This is a genomic window from Rhizobium oryziradicis, assembly GCF_001939045.1.
In the GTDB taxonomy this organism is placed as follows: Bacteria; Pseudomonadota; Alphaproteobacteria; order Rhizobiales; family Rhizobiaceae; genus Allorhizobium; species Allorhizobium oryziradicis.
On record NZ_MKIM01000031.1, the window covers coordinates 327,254 to 342,192 of the forward strand.

Here is a 14,939-nt window from a genome sequence, read left to right on the forward strand (position 1 = left end):
AATGACCACTATTGATGCCGCCCGTACCGTGTCCGTGCTGCAATATCGCCAGAGTGTTGCGGTTGAGGCCAGCCGGATTGTGCCCGAGGAAGTGCCAATCGCCTTTTCCTATCGGGGTTCAACCCATGCCGTGATGATGGCAACACCTGCGGATCTTGAAGATTTTGCCATTGGTTTCTCACTGGCTGAGGGCATTATCTCAACGCTCAGTGATGTTGTTTCTGTGGAGCCGATCGAGGCCGGTGACGGTATTGATGTGCAGGTGATGCTCAAAGACGCCAATGTTGAGGCGCTAACCGCGCGAAGGCGCCAGATGGCCGGGCCGGTTGGCTGTGGCCTGTGCGGCATTGAATCGATTGAGCAGGCAACGCGCAATGTGCCAAGCATTGGTGCGTCTTCGCTTTCCTTGACGCCGCATGATATTCACGCCGCCATCAAGGCCCTGGGTGCTGCTCAGGACTTGAACAACAAAACCCACGCCGTGCATGGCGCGGGATTTTATATTCCCGGCCAAGGTCTTTTGGCCATTCGCGAGGATGTGGGCCGCCACAATGCTTTGGACAAGCTGGTGGGCGCAGTGCTGCAGGCGGGGCGGCGTGGCGAGGAGGGGGCGGTGGTTGTCACCAGCCGCCTGTCCGTCGAGATGGTGCAGAAGACAGCGGCCTTGGGATGCCCGGTGTTGATTGCCATTTCTGCGCCGACGGCGCTTGCGATCCGCGCAGCGGTTAGCGCTGGCATGACCCTGATTGGCATTGCCCGGCATCAGGATTTTGAAATTTTTACCCGGGCCGACCGATTGAATACAGGGACATCAAGCTATGTCGCATGACCATATCACAGAGAAACTTGTCCGCATGGCCAATCAGATTGCCACGTTTTTCAAGTCTCAGCCGGAAAGTGAGCGCCTTGCGGGCATTGCCACCCATATCAACAAATTCTGGGAGCCGCGCATGCGGGCTCAATTTTTCGAGCTGGTAGACGCGGGTGGCGATGGCCTTGACCCATTGGTGATCTCTGCTGCGACATTGATTCATCGACCTGTTGATAATTCCAGCAGATCATTTGGTCTTTCGGGAGAAAAGACGGCGTGATCCACAATCATGGTGGATGAAAAGGGCAGGGTCTTAAAATTGTATTGCGTGCAGCATACTGTTGGGGGCAAGGCCTGCCGTGAGATTTTTTGTAAGCTTTACAATATGATGCATCGCAATTTTAGAAATATGGAATGATTTCGGGACGACATCAGGAGGAAATGCGCATGGCAGTGACAAGTGCGCCGGGGACCGGGGCGACAACACCTGCAGGTATTCTGGACCGGGAAAGAATTATTGCCCAGCCGGGTTTTAACCGGTGGCTTGTGCCACCGGCAGCGCTGGCCATCCACCTGTGCATCGGCATGGCTTATGGCTTCAGCGTTTTCTGGCTGCCACTCAGCAAGGCGCTGGGAACATCTGTTCCGGCGAGCTGCACCAGCATGTCCTTGCTGGATGCGCTGACCACCACCACCTGCAATTGGCGTGTTGCTGATCTGGGCTGGATCTATACCCTGTTTTTTGTGCTGTTGGGCTGTTCTGCCGCTCTCTGGGGTGGCTGGCTGGAGCGTGTGGGGCCGCGTCGTGCCGGGTTCGTTTCGGCCTGCTGCTGGTGTGGTGGCATTGTGGTCGCCGCCATCGGGGTGATGACCCATCAATTGTGGCTGATGTGGATTGGTGCAGGCGTGATTGGCGGCATCGGTCTGGGCCTTGGCTATATTTCTCCGGTGTCCACGCTGATCAAATGGTTTCCAGACCGTCGCGGCATGGCAACGGGCATGGCCATCATGGGCTTTGGCGGCGGTGCCATGATTGGCGCGCCATTGGCCAATATTTTGATGAGCTATTTCCGCGTCGATGGCACCATTGGCGTATGGCAGACCTTTCTGGTGATGGCCGGCATCTATTTCGTGTTCATGATGGGCGGCGCTTTCAGCTATCGCATTCCACCAGCTGGCTGGCGTCCGGAAGGCTGGGTTCCTCCTGTTGCTAAAAGCAGCATGATCACCACACGCCATGTGCACCTGCGTGATGCGCACAAGACCCCGCAATTCTGGTTGATCTGGGCTGTGCTTTGCCTCAACGTTTCTGCCGGTATCGGCGTGCTGGGTGTTGCTTCGCCCATGCTTCAGGAAATTTTTGCCGGCTCACTGATTGGTCAGCCGGGCTTGAGCTTCTCGCAATTGGATCCAACACAAAAGGCGCAGATTGCAGCCATTGCCGCCGGATTTACCGGGCTTTTGTCGCTGTTTAATATTGGCGGGCGCTTCTTCTGGGCTTCGATGTCCGATCGTCTGGGCCGCAAAAACACCTATTACTGCTTCTTCCTGCTGGGCATTGTGCTGTATGCGCTGACCCCGACACTGGCACTTATGGGCTCAAAGGCTCTGTTCGTGCTGGCACTGGGTGTCATTCTGTCAATGTATGGTGGTGGTTTTGCCACGGTGCCTGCTTACCTTGCTGATATTTTCGGCACGCAATTTGTGGGCGCAATCCATGGACGCCTGCTCACGGCCTGGGCCACAGCGGGTATTTTGGGACCAACTGTGGTCAATTATATTCGCGAAGCACAGATTTCGGCCGGTGTTGCACCCGGTCCTGCGCTCTACAGCGGCACGATGTATATCTTGTCTGGCATGCTGGTGCTTGGCCTGCTTGCCAACTTCCTTGTTAAGCCGCTTTCGGACAAATGGTTCATGTCCGATGCCGAGGTGGCCGCACTTCAGGCCAAATCCGCTGCGGCCAACAGCGCCGAGACCGGTTCTTTCGGGATCGACAAGGGTGGCTTTGATGCCAAGGCCCTGCTGGCTTGGGCCGTGGTGGGCATTCCGCTTCTGTGGGGTGTCTGGGTGACGCTGAAAAGCACGCTTGTGCTGTTTGGCTAACCATTGCACAGGATGGATAAAAGGGGTGGCTTGGCTGCCCCTTTTTTTGTTGTCACGGACAATGTGATGACATTGCGCCTTGAAACACCCGAATGGGGCGTCACATGATGGGAAAGCATTTCGCTACCCAGCTTTGATTTCAGGGAGTTTCACACCATGCGTTACAATCAATTGGGAAATACGGGCCTGTTTGTCTCTGAGCTTTGCCTTGGAACCATGACCTTTGGCGAGGCCGGAAGCAGTATGTGGGGTGCTATCGCCGATGTTGATCAGGCGGCAGCCGACACCATTGTCGAACGCTCCCTGGAGGCTGGCATCAATTTCATTGACACGGCCAATGTTTATTCTGGCGGCGTATCGGAGCAGATTCTGGGGCAGGCGCTGCAAAATCTCAACGTTGCTCGCAAGGATGTGGTGATTGCCACCAAGTTTTACGGCGCGATGGGCGATAGGCCCAATGATCGCGGTGCCTCACGCGGGCATATCCTCGATCAGGTGGAAGCAAGCCTTGAGCGGATGCAGCTCGATTATATCGATCTCTACCAGATCCACGCCACCGATACCGTGACGCCGATTGAGGAGACCTTGAGGGCGCTGGATGATCTCGTGTCGCGTGATCTGGTGCGCTACATCGGCCTGTCAAACTGGGCGGCGTGGCGCATTGCCAAGGCGCTTGGTATCTCAGAGCGCAAGGGCTATGCCCGGTTTGAAACAGTACAGGCCTATTATTCGATTGCCGGGCGCGATCTGGAGCGGGAAATTGTTCCGCTTTTGAAAGAGGAGAAAATGGGCTTGATGGTCTGGTCGCCTCTGGCGGGTGGTTTGCTGTCTGGCAAATATGGCCCCGGTGCGCCCGGAAATGGTGAAGGCCGCCGCGCCAGTTTTGATTTTCCGCCCGTCAACAAAGATCGGGCTTGGGACTGCGTGGCCCTGATGCGTGAGATCGCCCAAAACCATGGCGCAAGCGTGGCCGAGGTGGCGCTGGCCTATATTCTGGCCAAGCCCTTTGTCACCAGTGTGATTGTCGGGGCCAAGCGGCTGGAGCAGCTGGACGAAAACCTCAAAGCCGTCGATCTGCGATTGTCGGAGCAAGACTTGGCCCGGCTTGACGAGGTCAGTGCCTTGCCTGCGGAATATCCCGGCTGGATGCTGGAGCGTCAAGGCGCTGGGCGCGTTCCCAAGCCATTCAAGCCGTAAAAGACGCAGTAACAGCTTTAGAGTCTATCAGGTTCAGATTGAACCAGACAGACTCTAGATTCCTTTGTTTGAGTTTGTCTGATCAGAAAAACCGGATTCCACTTTTCCCTGACAAACTCTAATCTGGCGGATAATTTTCGCCTTAAACCCACTCCGATTGAAGCAATTGTGCAATAGACATAGAAAAAGTCGCCGGATTGGTCATCCGGCGACTTCAACGGGAGGCATGTTTTCTGCGGCGATTACGCGGCCAGTTCTTCCAGATCGCTGCCCTTGAACATCTTGGCAAGGTTCAAGAAGCAGATCATGCCGTGTTCGTTGGCGATAATGCCTTCAGAGAAGGATTTGTCGAACGAGGCAGAAACTTCAGGCACTGGCTGAACCTGAATGGCTGGAATGGTCAGAATGTCGGAAACGCGGTCAACCAACATGCCGATGACCATATTGTGCACTTCGGCTACAACAATGGCAGAGCGCTCATTGGCGACGGTGCTGCGCATGCCGAGCTTATAGGCCAGATCAATGATTGGAATAACCGAACCACGCAGGTTCATCACACCAATCACATCCGCAGGTGCGTGTGGGATGGGTGTTGATGGTGCCCAGCCGCGAATTTCGCGAATGGTGGTGGTTTTCACGCAGAATTCCTGATCGTGCAGGCGAAACGCAATGATTTCAAGGTTTTCACCGCCGAAATTGGTGGGGTTTATAGGTGTGGCCATGTCTGTGTCCCGCCTGTCCGTGCCCGAATTGAGGATCTGCAACCTCTGCTCTCGGGCGGTTTTCGCCATTTGTCTGCTTTTGCGCGTCTTGCGTTTTCGAGACGCACACACCACGCAATTGATCTATCTCGCTTGGAAAAGCTCCTTGCTCCATAGCTGTTGGACCTGACTATAGCGGAAGAATGTTTCTCAAATCTAAATTGCTTGCACTATTTAATCGGGATTTTTGCCAATTGTGCTCTGCACATGTGTGGGTGCCGCATGGATGTTTTCCCAAGAAAATCATCCCTGTTCAATATTCCTTCTCATAGAAAATCCCGCCGCCGCTGGAGCCGCCTGATCCGGCCGAGCCCTTCAGCTTGAAGCCACGGCCAACATCGAGATTGATAATGGCCTTGCTGCCCTCGGTGCTCTGTTGGAATTCCAGATAGGTCTTGTCGTTGAGATATTTGCCCGCACCCACCTGCGCATTGCCCTTGGCATCGGTGCTGATGTCGAGGTCATCAACGCCCACGGCACCGCGCAGGCTGTTAAACAGCGACGTTGAGCGCCCGCCCGCCAATTGGCTGACCGCATCCGCCAATTGGGCAATTTGCAGCGGTGAAAGTTTGGAGAGGGACTGCCCAAAGATCAGCTGTGCCAAAATCTCATCCTGCGGCAGGGATGGGCTGGAGGAAAAATCGATATCAGGGTCCGTTGCCACGCCGGAAATGGTGGAGTTCAGCGTGGTGCTGCCTGACGTGGTGGTGGCCACGAAATTGATCACCGGCACAAGCCCGCCGCCAAAGGTGATTTGTCCAGAGCTGAAATCAAGGCGCTTGGTGAGAATGAGGATGCGGCCGCGCCGCAAGGTAAACCCGCCCGATACAATCGGGTTGGCCGCCGTTCCCCTGATGGTCACATCACCGTTCAGCTCGGCGTCAATGCCACGTCCGCGCACAAAGATCTGCGAAGGTGCGGAGATGATCAGATCCAGCGCAATGGTGGAATCCTTGTTTGAGGACGGATCATCCGTTTGCAAAATCGCCAACTGGCGTTTCACGTCGGCAGGCGCATGACGGTGCTTGATGTTGAGCTGCGCGATCGAACTGGGCAATTTCGAGGGGATGATGATGGACGTCTTATCCAGCGTCAAACGGCCAGACAGAGTTGGGCTGGCCAGCAACGGCCCTTTCAACCCCAGTGTTCCATTCACCGTTGATGTCACCAGCGATCCATCGACATAGACGGCGCGATCAAGCTTGACGCTGAGATCTGTCGGCAAGTCGGCTGATTTCAGATCAACTGTCCCCGTGACCGTGAGCGTGCCGCCCGCAGAGATCTTGCCCGACAGGGTGTTGATCCGGGCCTGATCGCCTGTCAGGGCAATGTCGACGGTTACGCCTTCGAGAGCAATGTTGCGCTTGATGTCAATCAGCCGCACACCTTTTGATGTGATGTTGCCGGTGATCGATGGGGCGGCGATGGTGCCGCCAACGCGAATGTCGGCAAGCACGGTTCCTTCTGTCACCAAGCCTTGCTTGGTCGCCAAACCTTGCACGGCTGAAAGTGGCAGACTGCCGTTGAATTGCATGTCCAGCGGTCTGGAACCGTTGAGATCAAGCGTGCCGCCGCCTTTGACATTCAGCCCGCCGCCGGTGACGGTGCTTTGCACCGACACACGGTTGGCGGCGTAAGTGCCAGCTGCCGACACGGTTACAGGTGGCAGGCCAGCGGCCTTTAATGCGGCAACGGTGCCATCGTTCCAGCGTAAGTCATAGGTGACTTTCGGATCAGACCCTTTGCCCGATGCATTGATGGTGCCGGAAATTGTGCCGCTTGCATCAAGATTTGCTTTGAAACCGTTGGCGAGGGAGGCTGGCAAGGCCTTTATCTCACCCGCCAGATCGAGCGTGTCGCCCGCCCGGCCTTTCAGTGTCAGCATACCGCTGCCCGCTTTGATCGCCAGCGTGTCAATGGTGACGTCGCCATTTTGCACGGTGATGGCTGCGGGTTTGGCAAGGGTAACGGCAATGCCGCGTGGCGCGGCTGCAAAGCTTTGCAAGGCGATGGCAAGGCGACCGCCATCTTGCGTGATTGTGGTTTTGCCACTGAGCGGCGCGTTATCGTAGCGCCCGCTGAGATCCACGTCTGTGCGGTTGCCATTTCGGCTCAGTTGCAGAGCGGGGCTTTCCAAAAGCGCGCTGCCCGCGTCAATGCGAGCGGCTTTGATGGAGCCTTCCAGCGCCAAGGATTGCAGATCAGAACTGCTGAGCGCGACAACGGGGGCATTGACCGTAACGCTTCCTGTGCGAAGCGTGCTGCCTTTGGCCGCGATGTTTGCACTGATCTTGCCGCTACTCTCTGCCAGTGTGATTGTGCCGTTCAAATCACCAGATGCCGTTTGGCCGCCAAGGGCTGCCAGAAGGCCGAGATCGGGAAAGGTGAAGTCCAGTTTGCCCGTGGGCAAAAAGGCTTTTGAAAACGTCATAGCGCCTTGCAAATGGTTGGCACCGACGGTCAAGACCATGTCCGGCATCGCGGTTGTGCCATCCTTGGAGGTCAGCTTCAGGCTGGCATCGACCGGCTTTCCATCCAGCTTGCCCTTCGCCGACAAGGTGGCCGCAGGCGCATCTTTTGCCAATGTTGCATTGGCTTGCATCGAAAAGTCAGAAAGGTTACGGCCAGCCAGCTTGGCGGAGGCAATTGTTATGTTGGCATCCGCTTTCAAATCGTCCAACGGGCCTTTGGCATTGAGGTCAAATTCCGCTTTGCCCGAGGTGTTGGCCTGCACAGCCGCCAGATCTTTGAGCGTGCCGGAGATTTGTATTGCCAGAACCTGAGCGGCAAGGCTGATGCTGCCCTTGGCAGTCAACAGGTTGGAATTGATAGAAAAACTTGGAACAGTGATGCCATTGGATGGAGAATAGCTGGCTTCGCCCGTCAGCTTGACCATGTCTTTCAGCTTGCTGGCAAATTGTGCGGGCAGGGCGCTTGGGGCCGCAAACAGGGTAAAGCGGGCGTCCGCTTGTTGCTGCGCCAGCGCATAGCTGGCATCCATGGTGCCGCCAATGCCGGGGCTCTCGACGGTTACCGGAGCGGCCGAAATCTGCTGTTGGGTGATGGCAATCGGGGCTTTGATGGTCAGGGGTGCCTGTATCGCGCGGGCCAGATTTTCATCGCTCAACTGCGCCTGTCCGATACGCAACACGCTGTCCAGGGTGCCGGTGCCGGTGGTGAGGTTGAAGGCATCGGATGTTGCGTCCAGCGCAACATTGCCAAACGTGCCTTGCGGGACGGACAGGCTTTTCACCTCGGCCTTGGCTGTCACCTTGGCGGCTTCCGCAGCCCCGGTCAGGCTGAGTGCCATGGTGGTAATCTGTGCGCTCAGGCGGCCTTGCGCCAGCGGCCAGTTGAAGGGGATCGTTCCATTCTTGGCGGTGAGGGTGGCCGTTAGCGTGTTGTTGCCTTTGACAGCGTAGGTGCCATGGGTATTGAGGAAGAGACTGTTGGTGTCGATCTTGCCGCGCTCCACCGTGATCGCGCCATCCTGCGCCCTGTGGGCGGCAATGTCGATTTGGGTTTTGCCGGCAAAAAGCCCGCGGAAATTGGGTGGCAACAGGCTGTCAAACGCGCCAGAACCAATAACGGTCACTCTTTGTCCGGCCGCATCCGCGCGGTGGGTTGCGTCCACCTCCAGCCGGGGCGTGCCATCCAGGGCAGCCTGAAGTGTTCCCTTCCAATCATTGAGTGGGCCGCCGCCAATCAGGGTGATATCCAGGGCCGGGCTGTCTTCGAGCTGGAGAAGTTTCACCAGCACACCGCCCTTTGGTTCGCGCAGCAAGGCATTGATGTCCAGCCGGTTTTCGTTGGGCGCATAGGCCAGCCTGGCCCGCAGCGCTGCATCCGGCTGATCCGCGCGGTTGAGGTTGATGTTACCGTCGATTGTGTCTTGGTTGGCATCGACATTGCCGCTCAAGGCTAACACCTGCTCATGGCCGAGCAATGCGCTACCCAGGCGGATTTCGGGCAGCGACACCTGATCAATTTTTATACCCAGCGGCAGCGAAAAACCACTTTGCGTGGATGTGCTGGCCGGTGCCTCTTCGGTTGTTGGCAGCGGCTCGCGGGTGACGGAAACAGATGCTGCCTCAATGTTGGATGCAGCAAAACGCTTGGATAGCAGCGCGAGAGGCGACCAGTCGATAGACAGGTCTTTCACCTGTGCGTAGGTGCCGTTGGCATCTGACACAGTGATGCGGCCAGCCCGCAAATGGCCGTCCAGCAAGCCACTGACATTGTCGATTGCCACGATTCTGTTGGGCTTGGAAACAAGCGAGGCGACGAGATCACTCACAAAGCGCGTGCCAAATTGCGTGGTACCAACAAGTGTCAGGGCAATGGCAAGCAGGCCTGCAATGATGCAAAGGCCATAGATGCAATATCGGCCGAGGCTTGAGAGGAAGATCTTGAGCTGGCTCATATCTGCACGTCGCTTTCTCTTGTCCGGAGGATTATTGTTTCCGCACAAGCTTTAGAAACTTTGCCCAATGCCGACGTAGATGCCGTATTTGTCGCCTTTGGGGTAGGGATTAAGCGGCAAAGCCACATCCAGCCGAATAGGGCCGAAGGGTGTGGCATAACGAAGACCAAGGCCCGCACCCGCCTTGATATTGGAAAAATCGGGCACCTGGCTATCTGATACGGTGCCGACATCCAGAAAGGGCACAAGGCCGATGCTGTCGGTGATGTGCACGCGGGCTTCAACAGATGCCGTGACGTAAGATAGTCCGCCGGTTGCCTTGTCGTCGCTGTTTCTGGGCGAAATACCCTGATAGGCGTAGCCGCGCACCGAGCCTCCACCGCCGGAGAAAAAGCGCCGGTTGGCTGGAATATCCACCAGATCGCCGTTGCTGAACAAGGTGCCTGCCGCCAGCTTGCCAGCCAGAACCACGTGATCTTCCATGCCGAGACCATAATAGCCCGAGATTGAGCCTTCGGCGTTGGAAAAAATGGTTCCGTTTCTGAATTCGTAGCTGGGCGCTGCCGTGAGCGTGGCGTGATAGCCTTCTGTCGGGTTCAATTTGTCATCGCGGGTGTCGCGGGCATAATCGAGCGGAACGGAAAAGGTCAGGTAATTGTTGCGGCCAAAGGCATCGTTGACCCTTGCATATTGCAAGGATGTGCCGACAGACACGGTATCAACATCGGTCAGCTCGTAGGAATAGCCCAGCCTGCCGGTGATGGTGTCGGCCTTATAGGAATCCGTGTTCAGGGTCGCCGCTTTGATGCTGGCATCCAGCGTGCCGGACGGCAGCAAAAAGCCGGGCTTGGAAAAGCTGACGCCCGCCGCATAATCCAGTTTGGATGCGCCTGAGCTCTTGCCAAAGCCGCTGACAGAGCCATCTACCCGCAGCGATTCAGCGCGACCAAACAGGTTGCGATGGCCCCAATAGCCCTGTAGCCCGGCACCATCGATGGTGGAATAGGTGGCACCTGCGCCGAAATAGCGGAACTTGCTTTCCGACACTCTGATGTTAAGCGGAATTGCACCATTGGCATCGAGCTTATCGGCCTGATGAACCGTGATGGATGAAAAAACACCGAGTTTGCGCAGCCGATCCGAGGCTTTGCGCAGGTCTTCCGGCTTATAGGGCTGGCCTGCGTTGAGGCGTGAATATTTTTGAATAAATCCGGCATCCACCGCCTTGTTGCCGGACACCGTGACCGGGCCGAGCGGCGCAACGGGGCCGGACTTGATGGCAATCGTGACATCAACCGTGTTGTTGGCATGATCTGCCACCACATCACGTTTGGCAATCTGGGCCAGTGGCTGGCTGTTGGCCTTGATATCATCCAGCATCTTGTTGGCGGCCTTGATGATCGCCAAAGAACCGGCAGGCTTTCCGACCACCAGATCGTAAGTCGCCGGGTTCATATTTTGCGCATCATCGGTCAGCCGCACGTTGCGAAGCGTAAACAGCGGCCCGGGCTCCACGGTGACATCAACGGCAACCGGAGTGCTGCGGGAAAACGTGGGATTGGGCGGCAAACTGTCCAGCGGGGTGCCGTTTATGGTGATGGTGATCACGCCACCATAATAGGAATGTTCGTAAAGGGTTGCCAGCAGACGCTCCCGATCTTCGTTGGCCTTTATGACCACGCCCAGATCGCCCGAAACCGGTTTTGATTTGTCCTGAAGCAGCATGGAGCTGCTCTCCAGTGCATTCTTCAAATCTTTAGATGCCTGCGGTGTGTTAAAGGTGATGTTGTAATTGACAGGGTCAATAACATCTGTGGAGGCTTTGTTTTCGCCCCACAGGGTGACGCCAAAAATGGTGAAGGCGTGGGCCTGCAAGGGATGCAGGCATGCTGTCGCCCCTATGGCACATACCAACAGACGCGCTGATCTCCGAAACCCAATACGCAAATCCGGCAATATCGACTCACCTGCTGTAGACAGTGTCTCAATTCCTCACATTGTGCTGCCAACCCCACAGCCCGGCAAATACGCGCCGATCGAAACTGTAGGAGCATCCTCCTCCACACTATAGATAGGAACTTTACAGATGTGTAACGTTTTGACGCAAATTGCGCCTCAAATTTCAAACCCGACGCCATGCGCCGGGTTTGAAACATGCTTTTGATTAATAGTTGCTTGGGCAAGCATCTACATAGCGGCGACCGTAACGGTCACGGTAGTAGCACTGGCCTGGCTGTTCGCTGACCTTGCCAATAACCGCACCAGCCACGCCACCAATGGCCGCACCAACAGCTGCACCGCGCACGTTGCCGGTTGCCAGGCCACCGATGATGGCACCGGATGCCGCACCAATGCCTGCACCCTTTTCAGTTTGCGAGCAACCCGCAACTGAAAGCCCCGCAAGTAACAGTATAATTGCTTTCTTCATGATCATCTCCACATTTGATCGGTCCGGTTGCCCGGAAATGCTCGCCCCTGCATGACAGCATTTTGCCACACTGTAACCTAGATCGGGTTGGATTTAAGGTAAAGTGATGGTGTCATTATAAATTTTTCAGAGTGTCACCATAATGCACTCATGAACGATGCCGTCATGCTCCATACGCAGGTCCTGCCTTTAGATCGAGCGCAAGATACGGAAATCCATTTGTTGCGCTTTCAAAGACAAGATATGGCGGCTTTGCGCGAAGTCCACGGAGACAGACAGTATTTTTTTATGGGTTTTGATTTTTTTCGGTGGTTTAAGCCCGATACAATACAGGCAGAGACACGCCCCATTCAAAATAGAGCACTGATGCTCTGCTTTTCCTCTCAACAGATCCATCGTAAATCCATGCTGGCGCGCACCGGCTCTTGGTTGCGCGCGAGGGGATTTTGCCGTTTTGGGTAGCAGCATTTTAAGATGATTGTGTCAGACTGTTTGGAATTTGACGTAGATCAAGTCAGAAGGCGTGTTGATCCAGTAATCGTTTGACCGTGGGAGTCTTCATCCTGTTGGTTTTGAATGATGGGAATGCTATCTTTGGGTGTTTTATTTTTTAATACACTTAAAGATTGATCTTTGGCGCGATTTGTCGCAGTTTAGAATCACTTTACAAAAGGGGTTGACCGCTGCCCCGAAGGCTCTCAAAAGAGAGATGGATAGATTGGAGCGAGCGCAATGGATTTCGAAGCGTTTTTCAAGAGCGAACTGAGCGCAGTACACGAAGAGGGTCGATACCGCGTTTTCGCCGATCTTGAGCGCCAGCGTGGCAGTTTTCCAAAAGCGACGCGCTACACGGAGAACGGCTCGCACGAGGTGACTGTGTGGTGTTCCAACGATTATCTGGGCATGGGCCAGAATGAGCGCGTTGTTGATGCCATGAAAACCGCCATCGACCACTGTGGCGCGGGTGCTGGCGGCACCCGGAATATTTCTGGCACCAATCACTACCACGTTCTGCTGGAAAATGAGCTTGCCGACTTGCATGGCAAGGAATCGGCGCTCATCTTCACCTCTGGTTATATTTCGAATTGGGCAACCCTTGGCACGCTCGGTCAAAAAATCCCTGGCCTGATTATTTTTTCTGACGCCTTGAACCATGCCTCGATGATCGAGGGGATTCGCTATGCGAAATGCGAGCGCGTCATCTGGAAGCACAATGATCTGAAAGATCTTGAGGCAAAACTGAAGGCCGCCGATCCCAAGGCTCCAAAGCTGATTGCCTTTGAATCCGTCTACTCGATGGATGGAGACATTGCGCCGATCAAGGAGATCTGTGATCTGGCCGATGCCTATGGTGCCATGACCTATCTGGATGAAGTTCATGCCGTTGGCATGTATGGTCCACGCGGCGGCGGTGTGGCCGAGCGCGAAGGCATTATGGACCGCTTGACCATCATCGAAGGCACGCTTGGCAAGGCCTTTGGCGTCATGGGTGGCTATATTGCCGCGTCCAATGCGCTTTGCGATTTTATTCGCTCGTTTGCTTCGGGCTTCATCTTCACCACTGCTCTGCCGCCATCTTTGGCTGCGGGGGCGGTTGCGTCCATCCAGCATTTGAAATCCAGCCAGATCGAGCGCTTTGCCCATCAGGAGCGGGTGCGCCGTCTGCGGTCCATGCTGGATGCCCGTGGTATTCCGCATTTGCCAAACCCAAGCCATATTGTGCCGGTGATTGTGGGTGATGCGGCCAAGTGCAAGTGGATTTCGGATATCCTGCTGGATAATTTCAATATCTATGTGCAGCCTATCAACTATCCCACGGTGCCGAAGAAAACCGAACGCTTGCGCATCACGCCAACGCCTCTGCATTCGGATGAAGACCTCAATCATCTGGTGGGTGCCCTTCACCAATTGTGGTCGCGCTGTGCGCTGGCACGGGCCGTGGCGTAAACACCATTTTGTTAGCCAGCAACAGATCTACGCAATGTGTACATTTTTGCGTGTAGCTGTCGGATGGCACTTGCCATTTTTGTGCTTCTCTTCCTAAAATCCTGGTTTTAGGAGGAGATTTTTCATGGCTATTGGTGAAAATATCACGCGATTTCTGGATGATGCGGTCGCCCGCGAGGAAATTGTCGGCACTGTTGTGCTTGTACACAAAAACGGGCAGCCTATGGTGCAGCATGCCGCTGGTCTGGCAGATCGTGAGGCGAAAAAACCTGTTACGCTGGACAGCATTTTTCGCTATGCGTCCTGCACCAAGCCGTTTGTGGCAACCACCTGCCTTGCCATGGTCGAGAGCGGCGTACTCGCCCTGGATGATCTCGCAAGGACTTACATTCCGTGGTTTCATCCCAAAACCCCGGATGGCCAGGAAGCCGCGATCACCATTCGCCATTTGCTGACTCATACCTCTGGTCTGTCTTATAACCCAGAGCTTGAGCGCTTACCGCCGGATCTGGCCGTCAATCTTGGCCTTGGCAATACAGATCTCAGTCTCGAGGAAAATTTCAGTCGCCTCAATGCTATTCCGCTGGCCTTTGTGCCGGGGACGCAATGGCTCTATTCCTGCGGCACGGATGTGTTGGGCGCGGTGATTGCTGCGGCCCATGGGGATAGTCTGCAAAGCGCCATTGATCACTATGTCAATTCAAAGTTGGGCATTGTTGATGCCAGATTCAGCGTCACCGACGAGAGCCGCCTTGCCGTGCCCTATGCCGATGACACACCACGGCCACGGCGGATGACAGACCCTTGTCCGGTCGGCAGCGAGGCGTTCGGCCAGACAATCTTTTCGCCTTCGCGAATCCACAATCAAAAGGCCTATCAATCGGGCGGCGCAGGCATGGCTGGCACCGCAGGTGACATGCTGAAACTGCTTGACGCTCTGGCCGCGGGCGGCGGGCCAATTCTGTCAAAAGCAACGGTTGAAGCCGGATTCTCCAACCAGATTGGTGATCTTGAGATGTCGGAGGCGCATAAGGGCATGCGGTTTGGCTTCTTTGGTGCGATTGTCGCCAAACCGGATGCGGCAAATACGGTTTTGCCGGTGGGCGCGTTGCAATGGGGCGGGGTCTATGGCCATAGCTGGTTCATCGATCCAAGCCATGGTCTTACGGGGGTGAGTTTCACCAATACCGCGATGAATGCCTGTATTGGTGAATATCCGGAACAGTTGCGCCGCGTTATTTATCAAGAGCTTGGTTGAGTGGGTAT

11 protein-coding genes are annotated in these 14,939 nt (G+C 55.6%); 7 read left to right on the forward strand and 4 right to left on the reverse strand.

Annotation, left to right across the window (positions count from 1 at the left end):
* Nucleotide 1: 1 nt before the first annotated feature.
* From fdhD to BJF95_RS21475, 4 genes are all read left to right on the forward strand, one after another.
* On the forward strand, nucleotides 2-829 hold the full coding sequence (gene fdhD / locus BJF95_RS21460) for a formate dehydrogenase accessory sulfurtransferase FdhD (protein WP_075641511.1): 828 nt from the start codon (nucleotides 2-4) through the stop codon (nucleotides 827-829).
* Nucleotides 819-1,091 carry a formate dehydrogenase subunit delta gene (locus BJF95_RS21465; RefSeq protein WP_075641512.1) on the forward strand — a complete coding sequence of 91 codons (273 nt, stop codon included), beginning with the start codon at nucleotides 819-821 and terminating at the stop codon, nucleotides 1,089-1,091. The genes fdhD and BJF95_RS21465 overlap by 11 nt, the downstream gene beginning before the upstream one ends.
* Before the next feature lie 167 nt (nucleotides 1,092-1,258).
* Entirely contained in the window at nucleotides 1,259-2,917 is a 1,659-nt protein-coding gene (locus BJF95_RS21470) for an OFA family MFS transporter (RefSeq protein ID WP_083638945.1), read from the forward strand.
* A gap of 156 nt (nucleotides 2,918-3,073) precedes the next feature.
* Entirely contained in the window at nucleotides 3,074-4,114 is a 1,041-nt protein-coding gene (locus BJF95_RS21475) for an aldo/keto reductase (protein ID WP_075641514.1), read from the forward strand.
* A gap of 242 nt (nucleotides 4,115-4,356) precedes the next feature.
* Here BJF95_RS21475 and BJF95_RS21480 read toward each other — a convergent pair whose 3' ends face one another.
* The 4 genes from BJF95_RS21480 to BJF95_RS21495 form a co-directional block, all read right to left on the reverse strand.
* Complete coding sequence (locus BJF95_RS21480) at nucleotides 4,357-4,836, reverse strand: chemotaxis protein CheW (RefSeq protein ID WP_075641638.1); 480 nt, start codon at nucleotides 4,834-4,836, stop codon at nucleotides 4,357-4,359.
* Nucleotides 4,837-5,128: 292 nt separating this feature from the next.
* Nucleotides 5,129-9,298 (reverse strand): translocation/assembly module TamB domain-containing protein, encoded by a 4,170-nt coding sequence (locus BJF95_RS21485; RefSeq protein ID WP_075641515.1) that lies wholly within the window; start codon nucleotides 9,296-9,298, stop codon nucleotides 5,129-5,131.
* Between the two features lie 51 nt (nucleotides 9,299-9,349).
* Nucleotides 9,350-11,254, reverse strand: a complete 1,905-nt coding sequence (locus BJF95_RS21490; protein WP_425348716.1) for an autotransporter assembly complex protein TamA — start codon at nucleotides 11,252-11,254, stop codon at nucleotides 9,350-9,352.
* Between the two features lie 208 nt (nucleotides 11,255-11,462).
* On the reverse strand, nucleotides 11,463-11,726 hold the full coding sequence (locus tag BJF95_RS21495; protein ID WP_075641640.1) for a YMGG-like glycine zipper-containing protein: 264 nt from the start codon (nucleotides 11,724-11,726) through the stop codon (nucleotides 11,463-11,465).
* 150 nt (nucleotides 11,727-11,876) lie between these two features.
* Between BJF95_RS21495 and BJF95_RS21500 the strand changes: the two genes are divergently transcribed.
* The 3 genes from BJF95_RS21500 to BJF95_RS21510 all read left to right on the forward strand — a co-directional run bounded on the left by BJF95_RS21500 (nucleotide 11,877) and on the right by BJF95_RS21510 (nucleotide 14,931).
* Nucleotides 11,877-12,188 carry a hypothetical protein gene (locus tag BJF95_RS21500; RefSeq protein ID WP_075641516.1) on the forward strand — a complete coding sequence of 104 codons (312 nt, stop codon included), beginning with the start codon at nucleotides 11,877-11,879 and terminating at the stop codon, nucleotides 12,186-12,188.
* A 270-nt stretch (nucleotides 12,189-12,458) separates the two neighbouring features.
* Nucleotides 12,459-13,673 (forward strand): 5-aminolevulinate synthase, encoded by a 1,215-nt coding sequence (hemA, locus tag BJF95_RS21505; RefSeq protein WP_075641517.1) that lies wholly within the window; start codon nucleotides 12,459-12,461, stop codon nucleotides 13,671-13,673.
* A gap of 124 nt (nucleotides 13,674-13,797) precedes the next feature.
* Nucleotides 13,798-14,931, forward strand: a complete 1,134-nt coding sequence (locus BJF95_RS21510) for a serine hydrolase domain-containing protein (protein ID WP_075641518.1) — start codon at nucleotides 13,798-13,800, stop codon at nucleotides 14,929-14,931.
* Nucleotides 14,932-14,939 lie beyond the last annotated feature (8 nt).